At 63.3% G+C, this 25,804-nt stretch carries 23 protein-coding genes; 13 read left to right on the top strand and 10 right to left on the bottom strand.

The window, feature by feature from the left end:
• Complete coding sequence (locus AC1D10_RS23245) at positions 1-402, top strand: SET domain-containing protein (RefSeq protein ID WP_477275981.1); 402 nt, start codon at positions 1-3, stop codon at positions 400-402.
• Positions 403-418: 16 nt separating this feature from the next.
• Here the strand turns inward: AC1D10_RS23245 and AC1D10_RS23240 are convergent, their stop codons facing one another.
• The 4 genes from AC1D10_RS23240 to AC1D10_RS23225 form a co-directional block, all read right to left on the bottom strand.
• Entirely contained in the window at positions 419-1,369 is a 951-nt protein-coding gene (locus AC1D10_RS23240; RefSeq protein WP_477275979.1) for a cytochrome c, read from the bottom strand.
• A gap of 9 nt (positions 1,370-1,378) precedes the next feature.
• Positions 1,379-1,816, bottom strand: coding sequence for a c-type cytochrome (locus AC1D10_RS23235; RefSeq protein ID WP_477275977.1), 438 nt, complete (start codon positions 1,814-1,816; stop codon positions 1,379-1,381).
• Positions 1,817-2,123: 307 nt separating this feature from the next.
• Positions 2,124-2,720, bottom strand: a complete 597-nt coding sequence (locus AC1D10_RS23230) for a superoxide dismutase (protein ID WP_056563640.1) — start codon at positions 2,718-2,720, stop codon at positions 2,124-2,126.
• A gap of 176 nt (positions 2,721-2,896) precedes the next feature.
• Positions 2,897-3,775, bottom strand: coding sequence for a branched-chain amino acid aminotransferase (locus tag AC1D10_RS23225; protein WP_477276621.1), 879 nt, complete (start codon positions 3,773-3,775; stop codon positions 2,897-2,899).
• Positions 3,776-3,930: 155 nt separating this feature from the next.
• Here AC1D10_RS23225 and AC1D10_RS23220 point away from each other — a divergent pair, with 155 nt between their 5' ends.
• Positions 3,931-4,593 carry a haloacid dehalogenase type II gene (locus AC1D10_RS23220; RefSeq protein ID WP_379105973.1) on the top strand — a complete coding sequence of 221 codons (663 nt, stop codon included), beginning with the start codon at positions 3,931-3,933 and terminating at the stop codon, positions 4,591-4,593.
• Positions 4,594-4,764: 171 nt separating this feature from the next.
• Positions 4,765-5,592, top strand: a complete 828-nt coding sequence (locus AC1D10_RS23215; RefSeq protein WP_477275974.1) for a L,D-transpeptidase — start codon at positions 4,765-4,767, stop codon at positions 5,590-5,592.
• Between the two features lie 35 nt (positions 5,593-5,627).
• On the opposite strand, the gene AC1D10_RS23210 is transcribed toward AC1D10_RS23215, so the two are convergent.
• Positions 5,628-7,175, bottom strand: coding sequence for a helicase HerA-like C-terminal domain-containing protein (locus AC1D10_RS23210; protein ID WP_477275972.1), 1,548 nt, complete (start codon positions 7,173-7,175; stop codon positions 5,628-5,630).
• Positions 7,176-7,509: 334 nt separating this feature from the next.
• On the opposite strand from AC1D10_RS23210, the gene AC1D10_RS23205 reads away from it, so the two are divergent.
• From AC1D10_RS23205 to AC1D10_RS23190, 4 genes are all read left to right on the top strand, one after another.
• Positions 7,510-8,952 carry a methylmalonyl-CoA mutase subunit beta gene (locus tag AC1D10_RS23205; protein WP_477275970.1) on the top strand — a complete coding sequence of 481 codons (1,443 nt, stop codon included), beginning with the start codon at positions 7,510-7,512 and terminating at the stop codon, positions 8,950-8,952.
• Positions 8,949-11,069 carry a methylmalonyl-CoA mutase gene (gene scpA, locus AC1D10_RS23200; protein ID WP_477275968.1) on the top strand — a complete coding sequence of 707 codons (2,121 nt, stop codon included), beginning with the start codon at positions 8,949-8,951 and terminating at the stop codon, positions 11,067-11,069. The genes AC1D10_RS23205 and scpA overlap by 4 nt, the downstream gene beginning before the upstream one ends.
• A gap of 74 nt (positions 11,070-11,143) precedes the next feature.
• On the top strand, positions 11,144-11,365 hold the full coding sequence (locus AC1D10_RS23195) for an AbrB/MazE/SpoVT family DNA-binding domain-containing protein (protein WP_477275967.1): 222 nt from the start codon (positions 11,144-11,146) through the stop codon (positions 11,363-11,365).
• Positions 11,362-11,751 carry a type II toxin-antitoxin system death-on-curing family toxin gene (locus AC1D10_RS23190; RefSeq protein ID WP_477275966.1) on the top strand — a complete coding sequence of 130 codons (390 nt, stop codon included), beginning with the start codon at positions 11,362-11,364 and terminating at the stop codon, positions 11,749-11,751. Before AC1D10_RS23195 ends, AC1D10_RS23190 begins: the two co-directional genes overlap by 4 nt.
• Here AC1D10_RS23190 and greA read toward each other — a convergent pair.
• Positions 11,748-12,221 carry a transcription elongation factor GreA gene (gene greA / locus AC1D10_RS23185; protein WP_477275964.1) on the bottom strand — a complete coding sequence of 158 codons (474 nt, stop codon included), beginning with the start codon at positions 12,219-12,221 and terminating at the stop codon, positions 11,748-11,750. The genes AC1D10_RS23190 and greA overlap by 4 nt on opposite strands.
• A gap of 121 nt (positions 12,222-12,342) precedes the next feature.
• Here greA and AC1D10_RS23180 point away from each other — a divergent pair, with 121 nt between their 5' ends.
• Positions 12,343-13,719 carry a TIGR03808 family TAT-translocated repetitive protein gene (locus tag AC1D10_RS23180; RefSeq protein WP_477275962.1) on the top strand — a complete coding sequence of 459 codons (1,377 nt, stop codon included), beginning with the start codon at positions 12,343-12,345 and terminating at the stop codon, positions 13,717-13,719.
• Here the strand turns inward: AC1D10_RS23180 and AC1D10_RS23175 are convergent.
• Entirely contained in the window at positions 13,712-14,734 is a 1,023-nt protein-coding gene (locus AC1D10_RS23175) for an asparaginase (protein ID WP_477275960.1), read from the bottom strand. The genes AC1D10_RS23180 and AC1D10_RS23175 overlap by 8 nt on opposite strands.
• A 121-nt stretch (positions 14,735-14,855) precedes the next feature.
• Positions 14,856-16,022, bottom strand: coding sequence for an acetyl-CoA acetyltransferase (locus AC1D10_RS23170; protein ID WP_477275958.1), 1,167 nt, complete (start codon positions 16,020-16,022; stop codon positions 14,856-14,858).
• Between the two features lie 199 nt (positions 16,023-16,221).
• Here AC1D10_RS23170 and betI point away from each other — a divergent pair, with 199 nt between their 5' ends.
• The 5 genes from betI to betB all read left to right on the top strand — a co-directional run bounded on the left by betI (position 16,222) and on the right by betB (position 22,523).
• Complete coding sequence (betI, locus tag AC1D10_RS23165; RefSeq protein ID WP_477275956.1) at positions 16,222-16,812, top strand: choline-binding transcriptional repressor BetI; 591 nt, start codon at positions 16,222-16,224, stop codon at positions 16,810-16,812.
• Positions 16,809-18,338, top strand: coding sequence for a choline-sulfatase (gene betC / locus AC1D10_RS23160; protein ID WP_477275954.1), 1,530 nt, complete (start codon positions 16,809-16,811; stop codon positions 18,336-18,338). The genes betI and betC overlap by 4 nt, the downstream gene beginning before the upstream one ends.
• Positions 18,335-19,336, top strand: a complete 1,002-nt coding sequence (locus AC1D10_RS23155) for a threonine/serine dehydratase (RefSeq protein WP_477275952.1) — start codon at positions 18,335-18,337, stop codon at positions 19,334-19,336. Before betC ends, AC1D10_RS23155 begins: the two co-directional genes overlap by 4 nt.
• On the top strand, positions 19,329-20,981 hold the full coding sequence (gene betA / locus AC1D10_RS23150; RefSeq protein WP_477275950.1) for a choline dehydrogenase: 1,653 nt from the start codon (positions 19,329-19,331) through the stop codon (positions 20,979-20,981). Before AC1D10_RS23155 ends, betA begins: the two co-directional genes overlap by 8 nt.
• Before the next feature lie 78 nt (positions 20,982-21,059).
• Entirely contained in the window at positions 21,060-22,523 is a 1,464-nt protein-coding gene (betB, locus tag AC1D10_RS23145; RefSeq protein ID WP_477275948.1) for a betaine-aldehyde dehydrogenase, read from the top strand.
• 8 nt (positions 22,524-22,531) lie between these two features.
• Here betB and AC1D10_RS23140 read toward each other — a convergent pair whose 3' ends face one another.
• Complete coding sequence (locus tag AC1D10_RS23140; protein ID WP_477275946.1) at positions 22,532-24,772, bottom strand: mannose-1-phosphate guanylyltransferase/mannose-6-phosphate isomerase; 2,241 nt, start codon at positions 24,770-24,772, stop codon at positions 22,532-22,534.
• 48 nt (positions 24,773-24,820) lie between these two features.
• Entirely contained in the window at positions 24,821-25,720 is a 900-nt protein-coding gene (locus tag AC1D10_RS23135; RefSeq protein ID WP_477275944.1) for a LysR family transcriptional regulator, read from the bottom strand.
• Between the last annotated feature and the right edge of the window lie 84 nt (positions 25,721-25,804).

Below are 25,804 nucleotides of genomic sequence, written 5' to 3'. Positions count from 1 at the left end.
ATGCTGCTCGTCGACGTCTATCTCGACAAATCGCCCATCCAGGGCATCGGCGTCTTTGCCAAGAACTACATTCCCCGCGGCACGCTGATCTGGAAGCTGGATCCAAGGTTCGACCGGCTCATCAATGTCGAGACCTATGAGGGCGAGACCGGACCGGTGAAGAGCTATCTCGACCGTTACTCCTATCCCGACCGCCGTGACCCGAACTACATCGTCTTCGAAGCCGACGATGCCCGCTACATGAACCACGCCGACGAGCCGAATTGCGACATCTCCTCACCCGAGGAGACCTTTGCGCTGCGCGACATCGCACCCGGCGAAGAGCTGACCTGCGACTACAACCATTTCTTCGAGACGGGATTCGACTTCCTGGGCGACCGCCATCCGCCATCCGACAACTAGAGCGCGTCTCGCCTGACTAGTTCGCCGTCTTCTTGCGCGCCGGATAGCCGTTTGGATGCGGCGGTACCGCCTTGAGATAGGCCGCGATCGCCGCGCGATCCCCTGCTGTCAGTTCGGCCATGTTCCTCTGCACGTCGACCATCGCGCCGCCGACGGAATCGAAATCGGGCGTGAAGCCGGTTTCGAGGTAATTGGCGATGTCGGCTTCAGACCAGTTGCCAAGGCCGCCCTCGCCCGATGTGATGTTCGGCACGATGCCGCTGCCTTCGGCGGCCACGGCACCCGCCAGCCACACGCTCTTCTTCGCACCTCCCGCAAAGTCGCGCGGCGTGTGGCATTCGCCGCAGTGACCCGGACCTTCGACCAGATAGCGGCCGGCGATCACCGGGTCAGCCGTCCCTTCGGCGAGCGACACAACCGGCTGATCGCTGAGATAGAGCAGTTTCCAAAGACCGATGCCGCGGCGGATGTTGAACGGGAACGTCAGTGAATTGCCAGGCGCCTTGCCGGCGACGGCCGGCAGCGTCTTCAGGAAGGCATAGAGATCGGCAATGTCGGCCGGTTTCATGCGTGCGTAGGACGCATAGGGAAATGCAGGATAAAAATGCTCGCCGGAGGGCGACACCCCCTTCAGCATGGCGTTGGCGAGGTCCTCGACCGACCATGCGCCAATGCCGTCCTTGGGGTCTTGCGAAATGTTGGGCGGCACGAAGGTACCGAACGGCGTCTTGAGCTGGAGGCCGCCGACAAGCGCGAGCCGCGCCTCGCCCTGCGAACCCGGCTTTGCATGGCAGGAGGTGCAGCCGCCGGCATAGAAAATACGCTTGCCCCTGGCCGCGTCGCCAGGGCCGAGCTTGGCCAGGGTTTCACTGTCGAGCTTTACCGGCGCTGACAGGACCCACCCGGCAACCGCGCCGACGCCGCCCAGAACGACGAGGGCGACGACGAGTTTTTTCAGCCAAGGCATTGCCCGCTATCAGCCTTTCTTCACCCGGTAGGTCTGGTGGCAGGTGCCGCAATTGGACGCGATGGCGCCAAATTGCGTCTTCAACGTATCGATGTCCGCGGGAGCGGCAGCAGTCGCTGCCTTGACGTCGGCGAGATATTTGGCGTTGGCCGCCTTGAAGCCGGCCATGTCTTCCCAGATCTTCGGCGACGCCGTGGTATCGCCCGTGTCGCTGCCCGCCGGGAACAACGCGTCGACGTCGATTTTCTCGGCATTCGCCTGCAATGCCTGCAGAGCGGTGAGCACAGCGGCGGCATCAAAGGGGTCCTCGCCCTTGACCACTTTCGACAGGCCGCCGACGATCTTTCCACGCTCCTTCATCAGAGCCTGCCGATCGAGGATAGGGTCGGCAAAAGCCGCCGAACCAGCGAGTGCGAGCATTGAGATGGCGATGACAAGCTTTCTCATTCATTTGGCTCCATGAAGGCATTTGGGGGGATGAAGGCATTTGGGGGATGAACGCATTTCGGGACTGGACGTTAACGGATGCGGCGGGGGGAATATTCCTTTCTCCCCGGAAGAATTTTCCGGACTTTCACCGGTACGAGGCCCCGACGCGGAATAAGAAAAAACCCCGGGGATGCCGGGGCTTTCTGCAGATCGATCAGGACATCAAACGCGTCGTGTCCAAACGGACTCGAACGACGCGGTTTGAGTCTTTGTTTTCGTGCATGTCGTCGTCCCAAAACTGCTGCGCACTTTTGGGCGACATGCATCAGGCCTTTTCGTACAATTCGAGAACGTGATCCCAGTTGATCAGGCTGTCGACGAAAGCCTCGAGATATTTCGGCCGGGCGTTGCGATAGTCGATGTAATAGGAGTGCTCCCAGACGTCGACGCCAAGGATCGGCGACGCGCCATGGACGAGCGGGTTCTCGCCATTCGGCGTCTTCGAGATCGCCAGCTTGCCATCCTTGACCGAGACCCAGGCCCAGCCGGAGCCGAACTGCGTCGTGCCGGCGGCGATGAAATCGGCCTTGAACTTGTCGTAGCCGCCGAGATCGCTGTCGAACGCCTTCTGCAGGGCGCCCGGCAACTTGTTGCCGCCGCCGCCCTTCTTCATCCACTTCCAGAAATGGATGTGGTTGTAGTGCTGGGCAGCGTTGTTGAAGAGGCCGGCATTCTTGCCGAACGACTGCTTGACCACCTCTTCGACCGACAGATCGCCCAAGCCAGCCTCGGCGGCCAGCTTGTTGCCGTTGTCGACATAGGCCTTGTGGTGCTTGTCGTGGTGATATTCCAGCGTCTCTTTCGACATGTAAGGCTGCAAGGCCTCATAGTCGTAAGGCAGAGCGGGCAATTCAAAAGCCATGGGTAGTACTCCCTCGTGGAAAATCCGGTGTCGATACCGGATTAAGATAGGTCTGGATTGAGCTGGAACAACTCCGGAATGAAGCGCCAGTTCCCTTTCTAAGCGGGTTGCGGAAAACTGTCACACGGTTTTCCGGCAACGACCCTTGCAGCGACAAAAGGCCAATGGGGGGCGCGTCAGCCGGCCGACGTCGAATGCGCCCAATCCCAATAGAGCTCGCGTGCCTTCTTGGCCACCGGCCCTGGTTGCAGATTGCGATCCTCGATGCGCGTGATCGGCACCACCTTGGAATGGTTTCCGGTCGAAAAGATCTCGTCCGCTTCGAGGAAATCCCGTATCGACAGCGTCTTTTCGGTGGTTTTGAAGCCATACTCACCCAGCAGCGTCATGGTGCGCGAGCGGGTGATGCCGGACAGGAAAGTGCCGTTTGGCGCGGGCGTCATCACATGGCCATCCTTGACCAGGAAGATGTTCGACGTTCCGGTCTCGGCGACGTTGCCCAGCATGTCGAGCACCAGCGCGTTGTCGAACCCGCGCATCTTGGCTTCGAGAATGGCGCGGCCGTTGTTGGGGTAAAGGCAGCCGGCCTTGGCGTTGGTCGGCATGGTTTCGATGGTCGGGCGCCGGAACGGCGACACGGTCACCGAAAAACCGGTCGGCGGGATCATCGGCGATTCATAGAGGCAAAGGCAAAAACGGGTCGACGCGGGATCGGCCGGCACGCCCATATAGCCGCCATGCTCGGCCCAATACATCGGCCTGATGTAGACGGCGGTCTTGCCGTCGAACTTCTTCAACCCGTCCCAGGTCAGCCCGACGATCTTGTCGGCGGTCATCGACGGCTTGAGGCCGAGCGCAATCGCCGAAGAATTCACCCTGGCGGCATGAAGAGCGAGGTCGGGTGCGACGCCTTCGAACCAGCGGCCGCCGTCGAACACGCTGGTGCCAAGCCACATGGCGTGGCTGCGCGGCCCCAAAATGGCGACATTGCCCTCGTGCCAGTCACCATCGACGAAAGTCCATGTCGCGGATAGTGCCGCAGCCGCCAGTGTCATCGCGTTGTCCCGTTTCAATCGATCTCGTGTCACGGCATTGGAAGATGCTTTGGCGGGCGCCGTCAACCGGCATCGAGGAGTTTTGTTGAGGCCAGCGGCGAGTGCGGTGCAATCAAAGCTTGCACCTTGTTGCGCCTCGCCTCAAAACTGTTGCCATGCAATACGCCGCCTATGTTTTCGACGCCTATGGCACGTTGTTCGACGTGCATGCCGCCGTGCGCCGTCATGCCGATCAGATCGGGCCGGACGGCCAATTGCTGTCCGAAATCTGGCGCGCCAAACAGCTCGAATATTCGTGGGTGCGCACGCTGATGGGCGCCTATGCCGATTTCTGGCAACTGACCGAACAGGCGCTCGATTTCGCCTTGCGCAAGGTGCCCTCGGCCGATCCCGGCCTCAAGGCGAAATTGCTGGACGCATATTGGCGGCTGGATTGCTATCCGGAAGTGCCAGCTGTGCTCAAGGCGCTCAAGGCTTCGGGAGCGAAACTGGCGATCCTGTCCAACGGTTCGCCCGAAATGCTGCAGGCAGCGGTCAAATCCGCCGCGCTCGACCAGGTTCTGGACGACATCTATTCCGTCGATACGGTGCGGCGCTTCAAGACCGATCCGGCGGTCTACGACATGGCCACAACTGGGTGGCGCCTCTACCCCAGTGCGGTTTCCTTCCAGTCCTCCAATCGCTGGGACATTGCCGGTGCGACCAAATTCGGCTTCCGCACGGTCTGGATCAACCGTGCCAACCAGCCAGAAGAGTACCGGGACTTCCCCCCGGCCCTGATCCTGCCGTCGCTCGAAGCACTGGTGCCCGGCAGCTAGGTTGCACCTGTGTCTCTGGCGCCACAGTGGCCGCGCAGTCACAGCTTCGCCTTTGTTTGTCCACGTTCGAGCCAGAATCGGAACCGCCTATCGCGCCGGGTGTTGTCAGACATCCACGCGGCGGTCGGCGTTTCACGCTTTGTTGCGATTTGAGACCTAAAGAAGGCAACCATGTCCATAACCGAAATCGAATCCTATCGCCTGAGCCGTCGCGGCTTTCTCAACGCCGCTGCATTGGGCGCCGCTTCGATTGCGGTTTCCGCGTGTGCCACCACCGGACCGGAACCGGTCGAGCCGCCGCCGCCAACCTATGTCGAGCCGCCCCTGCCCGACTATGCGACCATGTACGCGGCCGTCAGCGATGGCGGCTTCGACCTTCCGGCCATACCGTTCGAGAAGATCGATCCGCAGTTCCTGCGCCAGATCGTTCCCGATCCGACGGGCCAGAAGCCCGGCACCCTCGTCGTCGATACGACGGGGCACCACCTCTATCTCGTGCGCCAGGGCGGCCAGGCCATCCGCTACGGCGTCGGCCTCGGCCGCGCCGGCTTCGAATGGTCCGGCGACGCCGTCGTCCAGTGGAAGCAGAAGTGGCCGAAGTGGACGCCGCCGGATGAAATGGTCGCCCGGCAGCCGGAACTGAAGCCATACAGCGCCGACAATGGCGGCATGCCCGGCGGACTGAAGAACCCCCTCGGCGCGCGCGCTCTCTATTTGTTCCAGGGCAATGTGGACACGCTCTACCGCTTGCACGGTTCGCCGGAATGGCAGTCGATCGGCAAGTCGGTCTCGTCGGGCTGTGTTCGCTTCATGAACCAGGACATCATCGATCTCTATGATCGGGTGCCCTCGAAAAGCCCGGTCATCGTTACCGCCGATATCAATCAGCCGATGGTGGCGGCGACGGCCAATCGCCGGGCTATCCCGATCGACGCCGGCGTGCCGGACGGATCGATCCTGCTCGGGCCGTTGAACGAGGTCACCAACTCGATCTTCTGATCTGCGAGGCCGCGGCAGCGCCGCTGCCTCCAGCCTTACCGCCCTCTCGACAGACTGCCGAGAATACCGCGCACGATGGCGCGGCCGACCGACGAGCCGACCGATCGAACCACCGACTTGATCGCCGCCTCGGCCACCGTCTGGCGATTGGACGGGCGCGGTGCCGGCGCACGCCTGCCACCTGGTTGCGGTGCCGGATCGTCATTGCCGAAGCCGGGAATGGTCCAGCGCGAGCCGCCACTGCCCGCCTGCTGCGCCTGTTCTTCGGCGTCCTGCGCCTCCCTGGCCTTTTTCTGCAGCATCTCGAAAGCCGATTCGCGATCGACGACCTGATCGTACTGGCCGGCGACCGGGCTTTCCTGGATCAGCTTGCGGCGCTCGTCAGGCGTGATCGGCCCGAGGCGCGAGGATGGCGGGCGGATCAGCGTCCGCTGCACCATGGACGGCACACCCTTGGTTTCGAGCGTGGAGACCAGTGCCTCACCGGTGCCCAGCTGGGTGATGGCGGTGGCGCAATCGAAGTCGGGATTCGGCCTGAAGGTTTCGGCCGCGGTCTTCACCGCCTTCTGCTCGCGCGGCGTATAGGCGCGCAACGCGTGCTGCACCCGGTTGCCGAGCTGGGCGAGAACGGTTTCGGGAACATCCAGCGGGTTTTGCGTGACGAAATAGACGCCGACGCCCTTTGAACGGATCAGGCGGACAACCTGCTCGACGCGGTCGATCAGCACCTTCGGCGCGTCCTCGAACAGCAGATGCGCCTCATCGAAGAAGAACACCAGCTTCGGCTTGTCGGGATCGCCGACTTCCGGCAGCACCTCGAACAGCTCCGACATAAGCCACAACAGGAAGGTCGCGTAGAGCCGCGGATTCATCATCAGCTTGTCGGCGGCAAGCACGCTGATGGCGCCTCGCCCGTCACGGGTGGTGCGCATGATGTCGGCGATGCGCAGCGCCGGCTCGCCGAAGAAATGCGCCGCACCTTGCTGCTCCAAAACCAGCAGCGTGCGCTGGATGGCTCCCACGGACGGTTTCGTCACATTGCCATAGCGCGAGCCCAACTCGTCGGCGCGCTCGGCGATGTTGGACAGCAGCGCCTGCAGGTCCTTCATGTCGAGCAGCAGCAGGCCTTCCTCGTCCGCCAGGCGGAAGGCGATGTTCATGATCCCTTCCTGGGCCTCGGTCAGGTTCATCAGACGCGACAAAAGCAACGGTCCCATTTCGGAAACGGTGGCGCGGATCGGATGGCCCTGCTCGCCGAACAGATCCCAGAAGATGACCGGGAATTCCTGGAAGTCGTAGGGGTCGAGCTTGACCTGTTCGGCCCGCTTGACCAGGAAATCCTGCGCCGTGCCCATCATGGCGATGCCGGACAGATCGCCCTTGATGTCGGCGCAGAACACCGGCACGCCGGCGTTGGAAAAACCTTCGGCCAGAATCTGCAAGCTGACGGTCTTGCCGGTGCCGGTGGCGCCGGTCACCAGTCCGTGACGATTGCCATATTGCAGCAACAGGTGCTCGGCACGCTGATAGCTGTCGTCCGGCTTGCGGCTGGCGCCGATGAAAATACTGGTTTCGTCAGCCATATGTCCGGTCTCCGCAAACTGATGTGTTTAAAGCCAGTGGCCTTGCCGCAGGTATAGTGAGGCCGTTGCACAGCGACAATGCAATTGTCCAAAACGGGGCCAATCGTCCAAAACGGGGCCAATCGTTCAGATCGGGCCAATCGTCAAAATCGGTTTTTTGGAACTTGCGGATTTTGCCGGTGTTTGGCAATCGTTCATGGTTCGTCCATGCAGGCTACCTATATCTGATGGATTGAATTCCGACCCTGAAAGCGCATTGCATTGCGATATCGGACCGGGAACCGTAGACTGAACTGCTCCAGGCTGGTGCGGTCGCATGAAACGAGGAAGACGGATGGGCGCCGGAGCCTTGATCCAGGACGTTGAACCAGAGAATGCCGAGCGCCAGCGATGGCTGGCCCTGGCGGAAAAGGCGTTGGCCGGCGCATCCTTCGAGGAAAAGCTGGTCTCCCATACCGACGACAACATCCGAATCGAACCGCTTTACGAGCGCAGCATCGCAGCCGAACCGACGGTGCGCGCAAACCCGAAATCGCCCTGGATTGTCAGTCAGCGCATCGATGATCCAGATATCGACCGCGCCAGGGCCCAGGCCCTGGAGGACGTGGCGCAAGGAGCGACGGGATTGTCGCTTGTCTTCGAAGGAGCGCCAAACGCATTCGGCTACGGCCTGCCGAGGACGGCGCAGGCGCTGGAGACGGTGCTGGACGGTGTGCCGCTCAACCGTATCCAGGTCCGTATCGACGCCCATCCCTGGAGCCGCGCCGTGGCTGACTGGCTGGTGGCGTTCCTGAGCAAGCGCCGTTCGGACCCGGCGAAGCTCAACCTCTCCTTCGGCATCGATCCGGCGGCGATCTTCGCCGGAACCGGCCGGCTGCGCATGTCGATCGAGGCACTGCAGGCGTCGATGCCGCAGTCGTTGGCGCATTTCTTCTCGATGGGCGTTCCGGGCGTGCTGCTGGAGGCTGACGGCCGCGTGTTCCACAACGCCGGCGCCACGGAAGCGCAGGAGCTCGGCATCATGCTGGCCTCGGCTGTCTCCTATCTCAGAATGTTCGAGACGGCGCGGCAGCCGCTCGTCTATGCCGCACCGCATATCGGCTTCGCGCTCAGCGTCGACCAGGACCAGTTCCTGTCGGTAGCCAAGGTCAGGGCGCTGCGCAGGCTCTGGGCACGGCTGCAGGAGGCCTGCTCGATCCCCAATACCACGGCCAATATCCATGCCGAGACGTCGTTTCGCATGATGACGGCCATGGACCCGGAGACCAACATTCTGCGCACCACAATTGCCTGCTTTGCCGCGGCATCTGGCGGCGCCGATTCGATCTCCATCCTGCCGCATACGATCGCACATGGCTTGCCGGCGGGTTTTGCGCGTCGCGTTGCCCGCAATGCGCAGCTGATCATGGCCCATGAAAGCCATATCGATCATGTCGCCGATCCTGCCTATGGGTCCGGCGCGGTCGAAGCGCTGACCGCGGAACTGTGCGAGATGGCCTGGGTGGAATTGCAGACAATCGAGGCCGAGGGCGGCGTCTTGTCCAGCCTTCGCGACGGACACATCCAGCAGCGCGTTCAGGCCGCGGCGGCTCGGCGCCACGCAACCTACCAGGCTGGCGAACGGACCATCATCGGCACCACGCTCTACCCGTCGAAGAGCGAACGCCCGGTCGAGACGCTGGCAGCGGAACGGCGGCCTGCCTTCACCGAAGGCGTTGCCGTCTGCGAACCCCTGTTTCCGGTCCGCATCGACCAATCGATCGGAGCCGCCTCTTGATCCCTGATTTCAGCCAGATCGGCTGGGTGCCGCCACGCCGCACTTCGGTCGAGGTCAAAGGCCAGCGGACGACGCCGGAAGGGCTTGTCGCCAAGCATCTTTACAATCAAAGCGACCTCAAGGGGTTGCCGTATCTCGACACCTATCCGGGCCTGCCGCCTTTCGTGCGCGGCCCGTACCCGACCATGTATGTCCAGCAGCCCTGGACGATCCGGCAATATGCCGGCTTCTCGACGGCCGAGGAGTCCAACGCTTTCTACCGGCGCAATCTTGCCGCGGGCCAGAAGGGGCTGTCGGTCGCCTTCGATCTCGCCACGCATCGCGGCTATGACAGCGACCATCCGCGCGTCGCCGGCGACGTCGGCATGGCGGGCGTCGCCATCGATTCCATCCTCGACATGCGGCAGCTGTTCGACGGCATTCCGCTCGGCGACATGACGGTGTCGATGACGATGAACGGGGCGGTGCTGCCGATCATGGCGCTTTACATCGTCGCGGCGGAAGAACAGGGCGTTGCGCAGAAGGATCTCGCCGGGACCATTCAGAACGACATTCTGAAGGAGTTCATGGTCCGCAACACCTACATCTATCCGCCGAAGCCCTCGATGCGGATCGTCTCGGACATCTTCTCCTACACGTCGAAGAACATGCCGAAGTTCAATTCGATATCGATCTCCGGCTACCACATGCAGGAGGCCGGTGCGACGGCCGACCTGGAGCTCGCCTATACGATCGCCGACGGCATCGAATATGCCCGCGCCGGCGTTGCGGCGGGCCTCGATATCGACCGCTTCGCGCCGCGCCTCTCCTTCTTCTGGGCGATCGGCATGAACTTCTTCATGGAAGTCGCCAAACTGAGAGCCGCGCGCCTGTTGTGGGCGACCCTGATGAAAAAGAATTTTTCGCCCAAGGACGAGCGCTCGCTGTCGCTGCGCACCCATTGTCAGACCTCGGGCTGGTCGCTGACGGCGCAGGACCCCTACAACAACATCATCCGCACCATGATCGAGGCGATGGCGGCGACGCAGGGCCACACGCAGTCGCTGCACACCAATTCCTTCGACGAGGCGATGGCGCTGCCGACCGACCATTCGGCGCGTATCGCCCGCAACACGCAGTTGATCCTGCAGAAGGAATCCGGCACCACGCGCATCATCGACCCGTGGGGCGGTTCGGCCTATCTCGAGCGGCTGACGCATGATCTGGCGGCGCGCGCCCTTGCCCATATCGAGGAGATCGAGGCGCTCGGCGGCATGGCCGCCGCGACCGAGCAAGGCATTCCCAAGCTGCGCATCGAGGAAGCCGCTGCCCGCACGCAGGCGCGGATCGATTCCGGCGAACAGATGCTGGTCGGCGTCAATGCGCATCGCCCCGGGACCGACATCGAAGTCGACGTGCTGAAGATCGACAATGCCGAAGTCAGGGCGCGGCAATTGTCGAAGCTGCAACGCCTGAAAGGCACACGAGACGTCGGCGCGGTCGAGAGCGCACTCGATGCGCTGACCCGTGCCGCGCAGGGCAATGAAAACCTGCTGGAGTTCGCCATCCGTGCCGCGCGCGCCAATGCCACGGTCGGCGAGATCTCGTTCGCGTTGGAAAGAACCTTTGGTCGCCATGTCGCGACGGTTCAGACCATTTCCGGCGTCTATCGAAAGGCACTTGGCGACAATTCCGTGGTCGACGGACTGCAGGACAAGCTCGAAGCCTTTGAGAGGAAATCCGGCGGCAAACCGCGCATTCTCGTTGCCAAGATGGGACAGGACGGCCACGACCGTGGCCAGAAAGTCATCGCCACGGCCTTCGCCGATCTCGGCTTCGACGTCACCGTCGGAGCAATGTTCCAGACACCGGACGAAATCGCCAGGCTGGCGGTCGCGCAGGACGTCCATGTCATCGGTGCCTCGTCATTGGCGGCGGGGCACCTGACGCTCATTCCCGAGCTGCGCGACGCGCTGAAAAAGCTCGGCCACGGCGATATGCTGATCGTCGTCGGCGGCGTCATCCCGCCACAGGACTATGACGCGGTGCTGCAAGCAGGTGCGGCGGAAATCTTCCCGCCGGGCACCGTCATTCCGGAAGCAGCGGATCGCTTGCTGGACCGGCTGCTATCGGCCTGACAAGCCTCTGTTATAATATCTGTTGCAACGAACGCTGATTGCGTTATAATCAGCGTTGCAACAGGATTCCCGTCATGAACACCACCATACGCAAGATCGGGAATTCCGAAGGTGTGATCCTGCCCAAGGATCTCCTTGACCGTCTGAACATGAAGACAGGCGATCGACTCCAGATTATCGAAACGGACAAGGGTATTGCTCTTGAGCCGGTAGACGACAGTTTCGAGCGGCAGATGGAAGCTGCTCGTAAGGTCATGGACAAGTACAAGGTCGCACTTCAGAAACTCGCCGAATGAGCTGGGAGTTTCTGTCACGTCGCGTGGTCGAGGCGATGCATGCGGAGCAACTGCGCAGGCATGGCGGAGCACAAGGTTTGAGAGATGAAAACGCCCTCGAACCGGCGCTCGCGCGCGCTGAAAACAAGGCGAACTATGGAGACCCATCGGTCGAGGATTTCGCCGCCGCCTATGTCTTTGGCATTGCCAGAAATCATGCCTTCGTTGACGGTAACAAGCGCACTGCCATCGTGGCGGCCGGCGCATTTTTGATTGTGAACGGCCATGTCCTGACAGCCGACAACGGCACGCTTTATGAATTCGTCATGGCGGTCGCTTCAGGCCAAATCGATGAAGCCGGAGCCGCAGCTTTCTTCCGCGACCATGTCGCCAAGCTCGAAGATTAGCTGTCCGACAGCTTGACGATTTCCCATTCCTTGCCGTTGACCACCGCTACGTCGCCGACCTTCTTGCCGAACAGGGCGACGGCCATCGGCGACACGTGGGAAATCGTGCCCTTGGCCGGATCGGCCTCATCCTCGCCGACGATTTTCCAGTGCACCTTCCTGCCGTCATCGGCCTCAAGCGTAGCGCCCATGCCGAAGCGCACAAGGTCGCTGCCCGGTTCCGGCACCGACAACTCGGCGCTTTCGCGCCGGGCGGTCCAATAGCGCAGGTCGCGCGACACCACCGCGATGCGCTCGCGGTCCGCCTTCCTTTCGGCTTTGGCCAGTATATCGCGCAGATCGGCCAGATTCTCCTCGATCATCGCCAGGCCGCGCTCCGTCACTAGGTTGCGGTGGTGGCTGATCGGCCGCTCGCCGACGCCGGCAATGGCGTTTTCGCTGTCTTCCTCGCGGGTGAAAGCTCTGCTCATTTCTTGAACTTAGGCGCGGAGAGGCTGCTCGACAAGCCATTGTCGCTGCGCCGGTGAGGAGCGCCAGTACGTCTGGCACGATTCCTGCGGTGTCGGGGTTGAACGCCAGGACCCTGTGCCGATGTTGAACAGACGAACGCTGCTAACCGGAACCGCCGGCTTTGCCGTCATGGGCCTTTCGCTTGGCAGAGCGGCGGCCGCCAGCCTGACCGGCATCGAGAAAGCCTCGATGCGGGGTTCGATCAACGCGACCGAACTTGGCGTGTCACCTGGCACCTTTGATGATCAGAGCAAGGCCTTCGCCAAGCTGCTGCGCGGCGCAAACGACCGCGACATGCCGGTGTTTCTGCCACCAGGCACCTATGTGGTGTCCAACCTCTCGCTGCCTGGCCGCGTGCGTCTTTCCGGCGTGCCGGGCGCCACGCGGATCGTCTATGGCGGTGATGGCCACCTGTTCATGGCCGAACAGGCCGACCATATCGAACTGAGCGGGCTGGTCTTCGACGGCAGCAACCGCTCGATGGGCGACTACGCGCAAGGGCTGCTCGATCTGCGTCGGGTCGCGCACCTCGTCGTCGACAATTGCCAGATAACCGGCAGCGGCAAGAACGGATTGGCGCTGGAACACGCGGCGGGTCGGGTCGAGCGCTCGGAGATATCGGGGGCTGCCGATGCTGGCATCTATTCGGTCGAGGCCGGCGGGCTGGCGATCACGGGCAATACTATTTCAGACTGCGCCAATGGCGGCATTCTGGTGCACCGATGGCAGGCGGCGGAAGACGGCACCATGGTCACCGGCAACCGCGTCGAGCGCATCCAGGCGCGCAGTGGCGGAACCGGGCAGAACGGCAACGGCATCAACGCCTTCCGGGCCGGCAATGTCGTTATCTCGGGCAACATCGTGTCCGATTGCGCCTTTTCGGCGATCCGCGCCAACAGCGCCAGCAATCTGCAGATATCAGGCAACACCTGCTCACGCTCGGGTGAGACCGCGGTCTATTCCGAATTCTCCTTCGAAGGCGCGGTCATCAGCAACAACATCGTTGACGGCGCCGCCAACGGCATCTCGATCGTCAACTTCAACGAAGGCGGCCGCATGGGTGTCTGCTCGGGCAACATCGTCCGCAATCTGTCGACCAGCGGCCCCTACCCCGCCGACCCGCCCGGCTTTGGCGTCGGCATCGGCGTCGAGGCCGACACGACCGTTTCAAACAATGTCATTGAGAACGCGCCGCTCTATGGCATGCAGATCGGCTGGGGGCCGTACCTGCGCAATGTCGTGGCCGCGGGCAACATCATCCGCAAGGCTGGAACCGGCATCGTCGTCAGCGTGGTCGAGGGCGCCGGTACGGCCGTCATATCAGACAACGTCATCGACGGCGCGCTCAACGGCGCCGTCGTCGGCCAACGCTGGGCCGAGCCGGCGACAGGCGACCTGTCATCGTCGGACAAGAGCGGCTATGCCCATCTGACTGTCGAGCGCAATCACGTCAGTTGAGTGCCGGACTTCTAGTTAAAGCCACGGTGGGCCTGAGCGCCCCGACCTTGGCGCCGTTCCGGCTTTCAATCGGAGCGTTGGCCAGTTCGAGCAGCTTCGCCGCCAAGGCCTCGTCGGCGTGCAGCAGCCTGGCAATGACGGCGGCGACCATGGTTTCGCCAGCGCGGGGGGCACCGTCATCGCATTTCAGCGCAATGCCGAGGCCAAGCTCCGGCAGCGCCGCGCAATAGACGCCTTCGGCGCCGCCCTTCGCAAAAATCCGCCCGGGTGCAGCCTCCATCAAGGCGACATCGGCGCGGCCGGTACCGGCGACGAAGAACGGTTCTGCCATGCAAGCGGCCAGCAACTGCCTCGCGGCCTTGGCCCGCTCGGGACCAAAACCATTTGTCGTGGCCATGCGGGCAAAGCCGAGGGCGAAGCTCCTGAGCGGCACCGCGTAGGTCGGGATCGAGCAGCCATCGGTTGCCCGTTCGTCGGCACCATGGACAGCGCCCGTGACCGCCTGCATGGCGTCGCGTACCATCTCCTGCAAGGCGTGCTCCGGCCGAACATATCCACGGTGTGCAATGCCCGCGTGGACGCAGGTGCAGAGGAAGCCGGAATGCTTGCCGGAGCAATTGTTGTGCAACGCGTTCGGCGAACCGCCGGCGCGGGCAAGCGAAATTTCCGCGTCGTGATTGGAGGGCCAATGCCCGCCGCATTCGAGTGCTGAGCCGTCTAGCCCGGCCTTGGCCAGCATGGCCCGCGCCAGTTCGACATGCGCCGGCTCGCTCGAATGGGACGCACAGGCAAGCGCCAGTTCGCGATTGCCAAATCCATAGGCATCCGCCGTGCCGCTTTCGACCAGCGGCAATGCCTGGATGGCCTTGACCGCCGAGCGCGGGAACACCGGCCTCGACGTGTCGCCGATTTCCCAGACCGGCTTGCCGTCGGCATCGAAGACCGCGACAGCGCCACGGTGCGCGCTCTCGACGATCGCGCCGCGCAAGACTTCGATCAGAACCGGATTTGTCATGTCACCTCCCTAGCGCATGACCTCGAAGAATCGGTCTTCGAAAAGGATCATGCGCAAAATCAAAGTGTTACAGCGTCCTTTGCGCGCCTCAAAAGGCGCGCGGCGCTGCAATGCGGGCGGTTTATCTGATCCGGTCGAGAATGGAAACGTAGTTGGCGACGGCCGCGCCACCCATGTTGAAGATGCCGCCGAGTTTCGCACCCGGCACCTGGATGCCGCCGCCTTCGCCGACAAGCTGCATGGCGGTCAAAACATGCATCGATACGCCGGTGGCACCGATCGGGTGGCCCTTGGACTTCAGCCCTCCGGACGGATTGACCGGCAGCCGGCCATCCCTGGCGGTCTCGCCGCTCATGGCGAGCTTCGCCCCCTCGCCCGGCCTGGCCAGACCCATCGCCTCGTATTCGATCAGTTCGGCGATGGTGAAGCAGTCATGCGTCTCGACAAAGGACAGATCGTCCAGCGTCACGCCGGCCGATTTCAGCGCCCGGGTCCAGGCCTGTTCGCAGCCTTCGAAGGTCAGGATGTCGCGCTTCGACATCGGCAGGAAATCCTGCACATGCTCGTTGGCACGGAAGGCTACGGCGCGGCGCATCTTGAGTGCCGTCGCGGTGTCGGCAAGGACAAGGGCGGCGGCGCCATCGGAGACCAGCGAGCAGTCGGTGCGCTTCAGCGGACCGGCAACAAAGGGGTTCTTTTCGCTTTCCTGGCGGCAGAACTCATAGCCGAAATCCTTGCGCATCTGCGCATAGGGATTGTCGACGCCGTTCTTGTGGTTCTTGGCGGCGATCATCGCCAGCGCGTCCGACTGGTCGCCATAGCGCTGGAAATAGGCCTGGGCGATCTTGCCGAAGACGCCGGCGAAGCCCGCCGGGGTGTCGCCATCCTCGGGCAGATAGGAGGCCTTGAGCAGGTTCTTGCCGATCTCTGGGCCGGGCGTCGTCGTCATCTGCTCGGCGCCGACCACCAGCACGATGCGGGCGGCATTGGCGTCAATGGCACGGATGCCCTGCCTGACTGCTGCCGACCCCGTGGCGCAAGCGTTCTCGACGCGCGTCGCCGGCTTGAAGCGCAGCCGGTCGTCAGCCTGCAGCACCAGGCTGGCGGTGAAATCCTGCGCCGAAAAGCCGGCGTTGAAGTGGCCGAGCACGATCTCGTCGACCTCGTCCGGACCGATGCCGGTATGGTCGAGCGCGTCCGTTGCCACCTTGACGATCAGGTTTTCAAGCGTCTCGCCCTCAAGCTTGCCGAAACGCGAATGCGCCCAGCCAACGATGCATGCGGTCATGGCGGTCTCCATCCTTGGCGCCAGCCTATCATGTGGCTCATGGCGCACTTCGCCTTTATTGTTCAAATATAAACAATCATCCCCGCTCCGGGAAGAGCCGGAACCAGACAATCGCTTGGCACAGGCCGAGCCGGTGTCGATTTTTTTGTTGATTGACCCGTCAATAAAAAATAATCCTGCTTCAAAGGACAGTAGCGAGATGCCGAAAGTCGGAATGGAACCCCTGCGCCGCAAGGCGCTCATCGATGCGACGATCTCGGCGATCGGCGAGCGCGGTTCGCTCGACGTGACCATGTCCGAGATCGCCGGACGCGCGGGCGTGTCCTCGGCCCTTGCCCATCATTACTTCGGCGCCAAGGACGAACTGCTGCTGGCGACGATGCGCCACATCCTGGCCGAACTCACCATCGACATGCGGCGCGCGCTTGGTGCAGCCAGCAGCCCGCGCAAGCGCGTTTCGGCGGTCGTAGCTGTCAACTTTTCCGACCTCCAGTTCCAGCCGGAAACCATTGCCGCATGGCTCGCCTTCTATGTCGAGGCGCAGAAATCGGCGGCGCTGCGCCGGCTGCTCAAGGTCTATGCGCGGCGCCTGCACTCCAACCTGTTGAGCGGGCTGACCGGCATCTTGCCGAGAGCCGAAGCCGATCGCGTCGCCGAAGCGACCGCAGCGCTGATCGACGGGCTCTACATCAGGCGCGCGCTGAAGGACGGCGTGCCCGACGCCGCGACCGCGATCGCGCTGGTCGAGGACTATCTCGAAACCAAACTCGGCGAGCGGCGCAAACAGTGACAACGAAGCGATCCAACTTCCTGATCGTCATGGTCGATCAGCTCAACGGGACCCTGTTTCCGGACGGGCCGGCCGCGTTTCTCCATGCACCGCATCTGAAAGCGTTGGCCGCACGTTCGGCACGGTTTGCCAACAACTACACCGCCTCGCCGCTCTGCGCGCCGGGCCGCGCCTCGTTCATGAGCGGGCAGTTGCCGTCGCGCACCGGTGTTTATGACAATGCGGCCGAATTCGTCTCGTCGATCCCGACTTTCGCGCACCATCTGCGCGCCGCCGGCTACTACACCTGCCTGTCAGGCAAGATGCATTTCGTCGGACCGGACCAATTGCACGGTTTCGAGGAGCGGCTGACCACCGACATCTATCCGGCCGATTTCGGTTGGACGCCAGACTATCGCAAGCCCGGCGAGCGCATCGAATGGTGGTATCACAATCTGGGCTCGGTGACCGGCGCCGGCATCGCCGAGACCACCAACCAGATGGAGTATGATGACGAGGTCGTCTTCCTGGCCACGCAGAAGCTCTATCAGCTTTCGCGCGAGCAGGACGATACGAGCCATCGGCCCTGGTGTCTCACCGTCTCGCTCTCGCACCCGCACGATCCCTATGTCGCGCGCAAGCAGTATTGGGATCTCTATGAGCATTGCCAGGCGCTCGACCCGGAAACCGGGTTCATCGCGCATGACGAGCAGGATACGCATTCCCAGCGGCTGTACCACGCCAGCGACTATGCCTCTTTCGAGATCACCGCTGAGCAGGTGCGTCGTTCCCGGCGCGGCTATTTCGCCAACATCTCCTATGTCGACGACAAGCTCGGCGAGCTTCTGGACGTTTTGCGGCGAACGCGCATGCTCGACGACACCGTCATCCTGTTCTGCTCGGACCACGGCGACATGCTCGGCGAGCGCGGCCTGTGGTTCAAGATGAGCTTCTTCGAGGGTTCGGCACGGGTGCCGCTGATGGTTGCCGGCAAAGGCGTTCGCGCGGGGCTGATCGAGGCGCCGGTCTCCAATCTCGATGTGACGCCGACGCTTTGCGACCTCGCCGGCATCGACATCGGGGCGATAGCCCCGTGGACCGACGGCCAGTCGCTGCTGCCGCTCATCGAGGGCAGTGAGCGCACCGCGCCTGTGTTGATGGAATATGCAGCGGAAGGCTCCTGCGCGCCACTCGTTGCAATCCGCGACGGCAGATACAAATTCGTCCATTGCGAGCTCGACCCGCCGCAACTGTTCGATCTCGAAGCCGATCCGCTCGAGCGACACAATTTGGCCGACGACCCCGTCAATGCGAGCCTGGTGGCGGCATTCATGGGCAAGGTCCGGGCGCGCTGGGACATGGCCGGCTTCGACGCCGCGGTGCGCGAAAGCCAGGCGCGGCGCTGGGTCGTCTACCCGGCGCTGCGCAACGGCGCCTATTACCCTTGGGATTTCCAGCCCCTGCAGAAGGCGTCCGAGCGCTATATGCGCAACCACATGAACCTCGACAATCTCGAAGAGAGCAAAAGGTATCCGCGCGGCGAATGATGATGACCCTCGTCCCCACCCTCGACCATCTCAAGCAGGCCTATGCCGTCACCGCCAAGGCGACGCAGATCACGCCGCTGCTGGAATCGGAAGCTCTGGCCAGGGAGACCGGCGCTGCCCGCGTTTTCATCAAGCCGGAATCGCTGCAATGGGCCGGATCCTTCAAGATACGCGGCGCCTATTGGCGGCTGAAGCAGCTTTCGGCCGACGAGGCGAAGAAGGGCGTTGTCGCCTATTCCTCAGGCAATTTCGCGCAAGGGCTGGCGGCGGCCGGCCAGGCGCTCGGCATTCCGGTGACCATCGTCATGCCGATCGACGCACCGGCTGCCAAGCGCGACGCCACGGCGGGCTATGGCGCCCGCGTCGTGCTGACCGATCATGGCGAGCGTGCGCGTGAGGAAGTCGCCGCCGCCAAGGCGCGCGACATCGCCGAGACCGAGGGGCTGGCTTTGCTGCATCCGTTCGACGATCCGGAGATCGTCGCCGGCCAGGCGGGCGCCGGCCTCGAAGCGCTCGACCAGCTTGCCGCCAAGGACGCCAGCGCCGATCTCTTGTTCTGCTCGGTCGGCGGCGGTGGACTGATCGGCGGCGTTTCGCTCGCTTTCCACTATCTGTCGCCCGCCACCGAGATCATCGGCGTCGAGCCGGAAGGCTTCAATGGCATGGGCTCGTCGCTGGCGCATGGCAGCATCGAGACGATGCCGATCGGCCCGAAGTCGATCTGCGACGGGCTGATGTCGCGACGGCCGGGCGACGCACCGTTCGCGGCGGTCAAGGCCGCCGGCGTTCGCGGCATCACCGTCGACGATCAATCGGTGCGGCGCGCCATGCGGATCGCCTTCGAGCGCATGAAGCTGGTGCTCGAACCGTCGGGGGCCGCCTCGCTGGCGGCACTGCTCGGCAGCAAGGTGGATGTGCAGGGCAAGACCGTGCTCGTGATGGCAACTGGCGGCAACGTTTCGCTCGCCGATTTCATGGCGCATATGAACCATGCTTGAAGCGGATTTCGTCATCATCGGCTCCGGCTCGGCCGGCTCGGCCATGGCCTATCGCCTGTCCGAGGACGGCAAGCATTCGGTCATCGTCATCGAATTCGGCGGCACCGATATCGGGCCGCTGATCCAGATGCCGTCGGCCCTTTCCATCCCGCTCAACATGAGCCTCTACGACTGGGGCTTTGCCAGCGAGCCGGAACCGCATCTGGGCGGCCGAGTGCTGGCGACGCCGCGCGGCAAGGTCATCGGCGGTTCGTCTTCGATCAACGGCATGGTCTATGTGCGCGGCCACGCCCGCGACTTCGACCATTGGGCCGAAGAAGGGGCTACCGGCTGGGGCTTTGCCGACGTGCTGCCCTACTTCAAGCGCATGGAGAACAATGACGGCGGCGAGGATGGCTGGCGCGGCCACGGTGGCCCGTTGCATGTACAGCGCGGCTCGCGGCGCAATCCGCTCTACGGCGCCTTCGTCGATGCCGGCCGCCAGGCCGGGTTCGAACTGACCGACGATTACAATGGCTCCAAGCAGGAAGGCTTCGGGCCGATGGAGCAGACCATCCGCGGCGGCCGCCGCTGGTCGGCGGCGAGCGCCTATCTCAAACCGGCGCTCGGGCGGAAAAATGTGAGTCTGGTCAAGGGCTTTGCACGGCGGGTGATCATCGAGAATCAACGCGCCATCGGCGTCGAGATCGAAGCTCACAAACAGATTCAGGTCGTTAAGGCACGACGCGAGGTGATCGTCGCCGCCTCGTCGATCAACTCGCCCAAGATCCTGATGCTGTCGGGCATCGGTCCGGCCGAGCATCTGCGGGAAAACGGCATAGAAGTGGTGGCCGACAGGTCCGGCGTCGGCCGCAATTTGCAAGACCATATGGAGCTCTACATCCAGCAGGAATCATTGCTGCCGATCACGCTCAACTCGGTGCTCAACCCGTTCTCGAAGGCGCTGATCGGGGCGCAGTGGCTGTTCTTCAAGACGGGGCTTGGCGCCACCAACCATTTCGAGGCAGCCGCCTTCGTGCGCTCGCGCGCCGGCGTCGACTACCCCGATATCCAGTACCACTTCATCCCGGCGGCGGTCCGCTATGACGGCAAGGCGGCGGCAAAGTCGCACGGCTTCCAGGCGCATGTCGGGCCGATGCGGTCGAAGTCGCGCGGCTCGGTGACGCTGCGCTCGCCGGACCCGAAATCGAAGCCGGTTATCCGCTTCAACTATATGTCGCATCCGGACGACTGGACGGAGTTCCGCCACTGCATCCGGCTGACCCGCGAGATCTTCGGTCAGTCGGCATTCGACCCCTATCGCGGCAAGGAAATCTCGCCGGGTTCGCACGTCCAGTCGGACGACGATCTCGATGTCTTCATCAGGGATCACGCCGAGAGCGCCTACCATCCTTGTGGCACCTGCAAGATGGGCCGCGCCGACGACATGATGAGCGTCGTCGATCCGGAATGCCGGGTCATCGGCGTCGACGGCTTGCGGGTCGCCGATTCCTCGATCTTCCCGCGCGTCACCAACGGCAACCTCAATGCGCCGTCGATCATGACCGGCGAGAAGGCTTCCGACCATATTCTCGGCCGCACGCCGCTGGCGCCGTCCAACCAGGAACCATGGATCAATCCGCTCTGGCAGGCGTCGGACAGATAGAGCATGATCCGCCCAACAGATTGAGCCGTCCGATAGATTGAGCCGCCCGCCTGGGCGAAGACGATTTGGAGACCTCCCATGCGCGCCCAGCCCACGGCATCGCACTATGTCAACGGACGCTACATCGACGATGAGCAAGGCGCGCCGCTGCCGGTCATCTATCCGGCAACCGGCGAGACCATCGCCACGCTGCGTTCGGCGACGCCGAACGTGCTGGAGCTCGCCGTCGAGGCCGCACGTGCCGCGCAGCCTGCCTGGGCACGGCTGAAGCCGGTCGAGCGCGGACGCATCCTGCGCCGTGCCGCCGACATCTTGCGCGCCCGCAACGCCGATCTCGCCCGCATCGAGACGCTCGACACCGGCAAGGCGATCCAGGAAACGCTGGTGGCGGACGCGCCGTCCGCCGCGGATTGCCTGGAATATTTCGGCGGCGCGGTCGCCGCCTATAATGGCGAGTCCATCGACCTCGGCGGGCCCTTCGCCTACACCCGGCGCGAAGCGCTCGGCGTCTGTGTCGGCATCGGCGCCTGGAACTATCCGATCCAGATCGCCGGCTGGAAATCAGCGCCTGCCCTCGCCATGGGCAACGCAATGGTGTTCAAGCCCTCGGAAAACACGCCGCTTTCGGCGCTGGCGCTGGCCGAAATCTACAGCGAAGCCGGCCTGCCCGATGGGCTGTTCAACGTCGTGCAGGGCTACGGCGATGTCGGCGCCGGGCTCGTCGGCCACGATGTCGTCGCCAAGGTTTCGGTGACGGGCTCGGTGCCGACCGGGCGCAAGGTGCTGTCGCTTGCCGGTTCGAAGATGAAGCACGCGACGATGGAGCTTGGCGGCAAGTCGCCGCTGATCGTCTTCGACGATGCAGATCTCGAAAATGCCATTGGCGGCGCCATGCTCGGCAATTTCTATTCGACCGGCCAGATCTGCTCCAACGGCACGCGGGTCTTCGTGCAGAGCGGCATCCACGACCGCTTCGTCGATCGTTTGATCGAGCGGACGAAGAAGATCCGCATCGGCGACCCGCTCGACCCCGAAACCCAGATGGGGCCTCTGGTCTCCAAGGCGCAGCACGAGAAGGTGGTCGGCTATATCGAGGTCGGCAAGCAGGATGGTGCTGTTCTCGCCTGCGGGGGCAACGTGCCCTCGCTGCAGGGCTTTGACGGCGGTTTCTTCGTCGAGCCGACGGTCTTCACCGGCGTCACCGACACGATGCGCATCGCGCGCGAAGAGATTTTCGGGCCGGTGATGAGCGTGCTGAAATTCGACAGCGAGGACGAGGTGATCGACCGCGCCAACGACACAGAGTTCGGCCTTGCGGCGGGCGTCTTCACGCGCGACCTGCCGCGTGCCCATCGCGTCATCGCCGAGTTGCAGGCCGGCACCTGCTGGATCAACGCCTACAATCTGACGCCGGTCGAGATTCCGTTCGGCGGCTTCAAGCAGTCCGGCATCGGACGCGAGAATTCGCTGGCGGCGCTGGCGCTCTATTCGCAGCTGAAGTCGATTTATGTCGAGACCGGGGATGTGGCCAGTCCCTACTGAGCCCGCCCTCAGCCGCCCTTCTCAGCCGTGCTGTCCAGATACTGCGTCAACGCGCAGACCAGATGATAGAAAATGCTGGCCGGCACATCGGTGGCCAACGAGCGGCCACGTTCGTCGATGCGGTCGATCCACAGGCCGAGCGGCGCCGGGTCGATGTGCCAGCGGAACAGCCTGCCGACGCGTGCCTCGATCTCCGGCTTGAGATCCGGCCCGCCTGAACCATCCAGCGCAATCGCTGCCTTGACCGCTTCGGCCTGCGGCCAGCTGCGTGAGACAAGGTCGAGCGGGAGGCCTTGGCGTGAGACGGCGCCATAGGCAAGGCCGGTGGCGCGGTTGAGGCCATTGGCGATGGCCGAGGCATAAAGTTTCCTGGCAAAGCCGCTCAGCTCGGCCTGGCCGCTGCGCCCGGCGAAATCGACCAGCAGCGAGGCCCATTCGAAGTGATGGCCGGGCTCGGTCCAGGAGCCTTTCTCCCCGGCGGACGGTTTCCACTCGGCATCGAAATACTCGCCCAGAGTCCAGCTTTCGGCGTCGAAGAAATGGCTGCGGAACAGGTCGATGATGCGCGCCGCGCGGCGCAGATGGGCACGCTCGCCGGTCGCCTGGTGCCAGGCTATGAAGGCTTCGAGCAGATGCATATGCGGGTTGGAGCGCCGCTCGCCCTCCCCGTCCGACGTCTCGAGGAAGCCGGTCATACGGCTGTCCTCGAGATGCGCATCGAGAAAGGCGAAGGTCTCCTCGCCGAGCCGCAAGGCGTCGGGATTGCCCGACATATGCGCATGCGCCAACGCCAGCAGCACACAGGAATGATCGTAGGCATCCTCGGTGGCATCGGCGACGCTGCCGTCGACATTCAGCGTGCGCACCCAGCCACCTTTGTCGGTGCGGCCCTTCCCGGCCATGAAGTCGATGCCGTGGCCGATCAGCCGGTCGGCCGGACCGTCCCAGCCGCGCGCCTTGGCGACGGCGAAGGCATAGACCTGCCTTGCCATGGTGCGCATGCGCTTGGGCTTCATCAGCGGCGAGGCATCGAGGCCGAGCGCTTCGTGAAACCCGCCATGGCGCTCGTCGACGCCTGATGTCGACCATAGCGGCAAGGTCTCCTGAAACAGCCAGTGATGCACGCGCCGCCGCCAGGCACCACTTTCGATGACGCGGTCATGCGCCGGCGTGAACCGGGTTTCCAGCCGGCCCGATTTTTCGAGCTGCTCGACGATCTTCTTGACGTGCTGGCTGTGGCTGACCGGGGCGACGAAGGTGGCGTCTGACGTCGAGACGATGGCGACATCTTTCATGCCGATCGCCGACAGCAGGCGGCCCTCGCCGCGGATGTAGGAGTTCTCGCAGTCGATGGCGACGACATCGCCGATGACAACATTGCCCTGGTCGTCAGCAGGGCCGACATCGAGCAGCGACTGCCAGGAGCCGAGATCGTTCCAGCGGAAGCCAGCCGGCACCATGGCGATGTCTTTTGCCCGTTCCATGATGGCGTAGTCGATCGAATTCGACGGGATGGCGGCGTAGAGTTCCAGCGGCATGTAGAGGCCGGACAGATCCGATGTTGCCGCCTTGTAGGCCGCCTCGGTGGCCTGCCAGATATCAGGCTGGAACGCCGCGAAGGCGTCGCGCATGGCGCCGGCGCGAAACAGGAAGATGCCGGTGTTCCAATAGAAATTTCCGGCCTGGAGATAGTTCTGCGCAGTCGCAAGGTCCGGCTTTTCGACGAAACGCGACACGTCGAAGGTCCCGCCGCTTTCGGCTGCGACTTCGATGTAGCCATAGCCGGTCTCGGGCTGTGTCGGCTTGACGCCGAACACCACCAGCCGGCCGGCGCGCGACGCCTCGGTGCCGGCTTCGACACTCTGCCAGAATTGGTGCGGGGTTGATATCTCATGGTCGGACGGCACCACCAGCACCAGGCTGTCGCCGAACTCGGACAGCGTGCGCAGCGTCGCCAGCGCGACGGCGGCGGCGGTGTTGCGGCCGGCCGGCTCGAACAGCGGCCCGCCGCCGGCGAGATCGAGGCCGGCGAGATCGGCACGGACGCGTTCGGCATGGCGTTCCGAGGCGATCAGGAAGATCGGGGTTTCGCCTTCCGGCCTCGCCGTCAGCCGGCGCAAGGTCTTGGCCAGCATCGAGCCGTCACCCGACAGATCGTGGAACTGCTTAGGATTGTCCTCACGCGACAGCGGCCACAGCCGCGAGCCGATGCCGCCGCTCATGACAAAACTAACGATCCGCTCGGTCATTCACGTCTCACGCTCAGAAGGTAATGGCCGGTTGCTATCACACAAGCCTTAAGCGGTGTTAATCCCATTGGAAATGCGCTCGGATGCAAGCTCGATGAATGCCCGGACGAGGGGCGAAAGGTGGCGGCTGCTCGGATAGAGCACATGCAGGCCGCCGGCCGGTGTCCTGTAGTCCCCAAGAACGCGCCGCAGCCGCCCGTCATTGATCAGCCCTTCGGCGATCGCCTGCGGCACTTGCGCGATGCCGAAGCCGGCGAGCGCGGCAGCAACGACCGCCTGCATTTCATTGGCGGCAAAGCGCCCGGCCACCATGACCGTTTCCTCGCCGTGCGGCCCGTCCAGCACCCAATGAGCCAATGAGGCCGAAGGGCCCGCGATGGCGCATTGGTGGTTTGTCAGGTCCGCGGGGCTTTCCGGCATGCCGTGCCGAGCGAGATAGTCCGGGCTGGCGCAGAGCAGCCTGTGCGTGGAGCCGAGCTTGCGGGCGATCAGGGTCGAATCCTGAAGGATCCCGGTGCGAAAAGCGAGGTCTATGCCCTCTTCGACCAGGTTGAGCCTGTCGTCTGTGAGACGCAGCTCGACATTGGTTTTTGGATACAGTGCCAGAAAGTCGACCACGGCGCGGATAAGGAAATGACCGCCAAAGCCAACCGGGGCAGAAATGCGTATTGTGCCCGACGGCTCCGCCCTCGCCTCCGCGAGGCGCAGATTAGCTTCCTCGATGGCCCGCAGCCCCTGGCTGCTCTGCTCATAGTAGAGGCGCCCGGCAGCCGTCATGCTGAGGCTACGTGTCGTGCGCTGCAGCAGCCGGACGCCGACCTCGCGCTCGAGCACCGCGATGCGGCGGCTGACCGTCGTCTTGGGCATGGCGAGCAGGCGCGCGGCTGCGGTGAAGCTGCCGGCTTCGACGACGCGAGCAAACACGACGATATCATTGAGGTCGATCATTGTATCCAACATTGGGACGACGTTTTCCGATTATAGTCAATTATGCATCAATATAAAAGCTCCTAACTTTGCTGCAGAGAAACA

This window comes from Mesorhizobium sp. P2_A8, assembly GCF_056404935.1.
The sequence above is the reverse complement of the archived record's forward strand: the minus strand, read 5'-3'. Positions and strand labels throughout refer to the sequence as shown.

Coding starts and splice junctions, on each gene's coding strand:
- AC1D10_RS23245 (WP_477275981.1), top strand. CDS start 1: ATGCTGCTCGTCGACGTCTATCTCGACAAATCGCCCATCCAGGGCATC.
- AC1D10_RS23240 (WP_477275979.1), bottom strand. CDS start 1,369: ATGCCTTGGCTGAAAAAACTCGTCGTCGCCCTCGTCGTTCTGGGCGGC.
- AC1D10_RS23235 (WP_477275977.1), bottom strand. CDS start 1,816: ATGAGAAAGCTTGTCATCGCCATCTCAATGCTCGCACTCGCTGGTTCG.
- AC1D10_RS23230 (WP_056563640.1), bottom strand. CDS start 2,720: ATGGCTTTTGAATTGCCCGCTCTGCCTTACGACTATGAGGCCTTGCAG.
- AC1D10_RS23225 (WP_477276621.1), bottom strand. CDS start 3,775: ATGACACTGGCGGCTGCGGCACTATCCGCGACATGGACTTTCGTCGAT.
- AC1D10_RS23220 (WP_379105973.1), top strand. CDS start 3,931: ATGCAATACGCCGCCTATGTTTTCGACGCCTATGGCACGTTGTTCGAC.
- AC1D10_RS23215 (WP_477275974.1), top strand. CDS start 4,765: ATGTCCATAACCGAAATCGAATCCTATCGCCTGAGCCGTCGCGGCTTT.
- AC1D10_RS23210 (WP_477275972.1), bottom strand. CDS start 7,175: ATGGCTGACGAAACCAGTATTTTCATCGGCGCCAGCCGCAAGCCGGAC.
- AC1D10_RS23205 (WP_477275970.1), top strand. CDS start 7,510: ATGGGCGCCGGAGCCTTGATCCAGGACGTTGAACCAGAGAATGCCGAG.
- AC1D10_RS23195 (WP_477275967.1), top strand. CDS start 11,144: ATGAACACCACCATACGCAAGATCGGGAATTCCGAAGGTGTGATCCTG.
- AC1D10_RS23190 (WP_477275966.1), top strand. CDS start 11,362: ATGAGCTGGGAGTTTCTGTCACGTCGCGTGGTCGAGGCGATGCATGCG.
- greA (WP_477275964.1), bottom strand. CDS start 12,221: ATGAGCAGAGCTTTCACCCGCGAGGAAGACAGCGAAAACGCCATTGCC.
- AC1D10_RS23180 (WP_477275962.1), top strand. CDS start 12,343: ATGTTGAACAGACGAACGCTGCTAACCGGAACCGCCGGCTTTGCCGTC.
- AC1D10_RS23175 (WP_477275960.1), bottom strand. CDS start 14,734: ATGACAAATCCGGTTCTGATCGAAGTCTTGCGCGGCGCGATCGTCGAG.
- AC1D10_RS23170 (WP_477275958.1), bottom strand. CDS start 16,022: ATGACCGCATGCATCGTTGGCTGGGCGCATTCGCGTTTCGGCAAGCTT.
- betI (WP_477275956.1), top strand. CDS start 16,222: ATGCCGAAAGTCGGAATGGAACCCCTGCGCCGCAAGGCGCTCATCGAT.
- AC1D10_RS23155 (WP_477275952.1), top strand. CDS start 18,335: ATGATGATGACCCTCGTCCCCACCCTCGACCATCTCAAGCAGGCCTAT.
- betA (WP_477275950.1), top strand. CDS start 19,329: ATGCTTGAAGCGGATTTCGTCATCATCGGCTCCGGCTCGGCCGGCTCG.
- betB (WP_477275948.1), top strand. CDS start 21,060: ATGCGCGCCCAGCCCACGGCATCGCACTATGTCAACGGACGCTACATC.
- AC1D10_RS23140 (WP_477275946.1), bottom strand. CDS start 24,772: ATGACCGAGCGGATCGTTAGTTTTGTCATGAGCGGCGGCATCGGCTCG.
- AC1D10_RS23135 (WP_477275944.1), bottom strand. CDS start 25,720: ATGATCGACCTCAATGATATCGTCGTGTTTGCTCGCGTCGTCGAAGCC.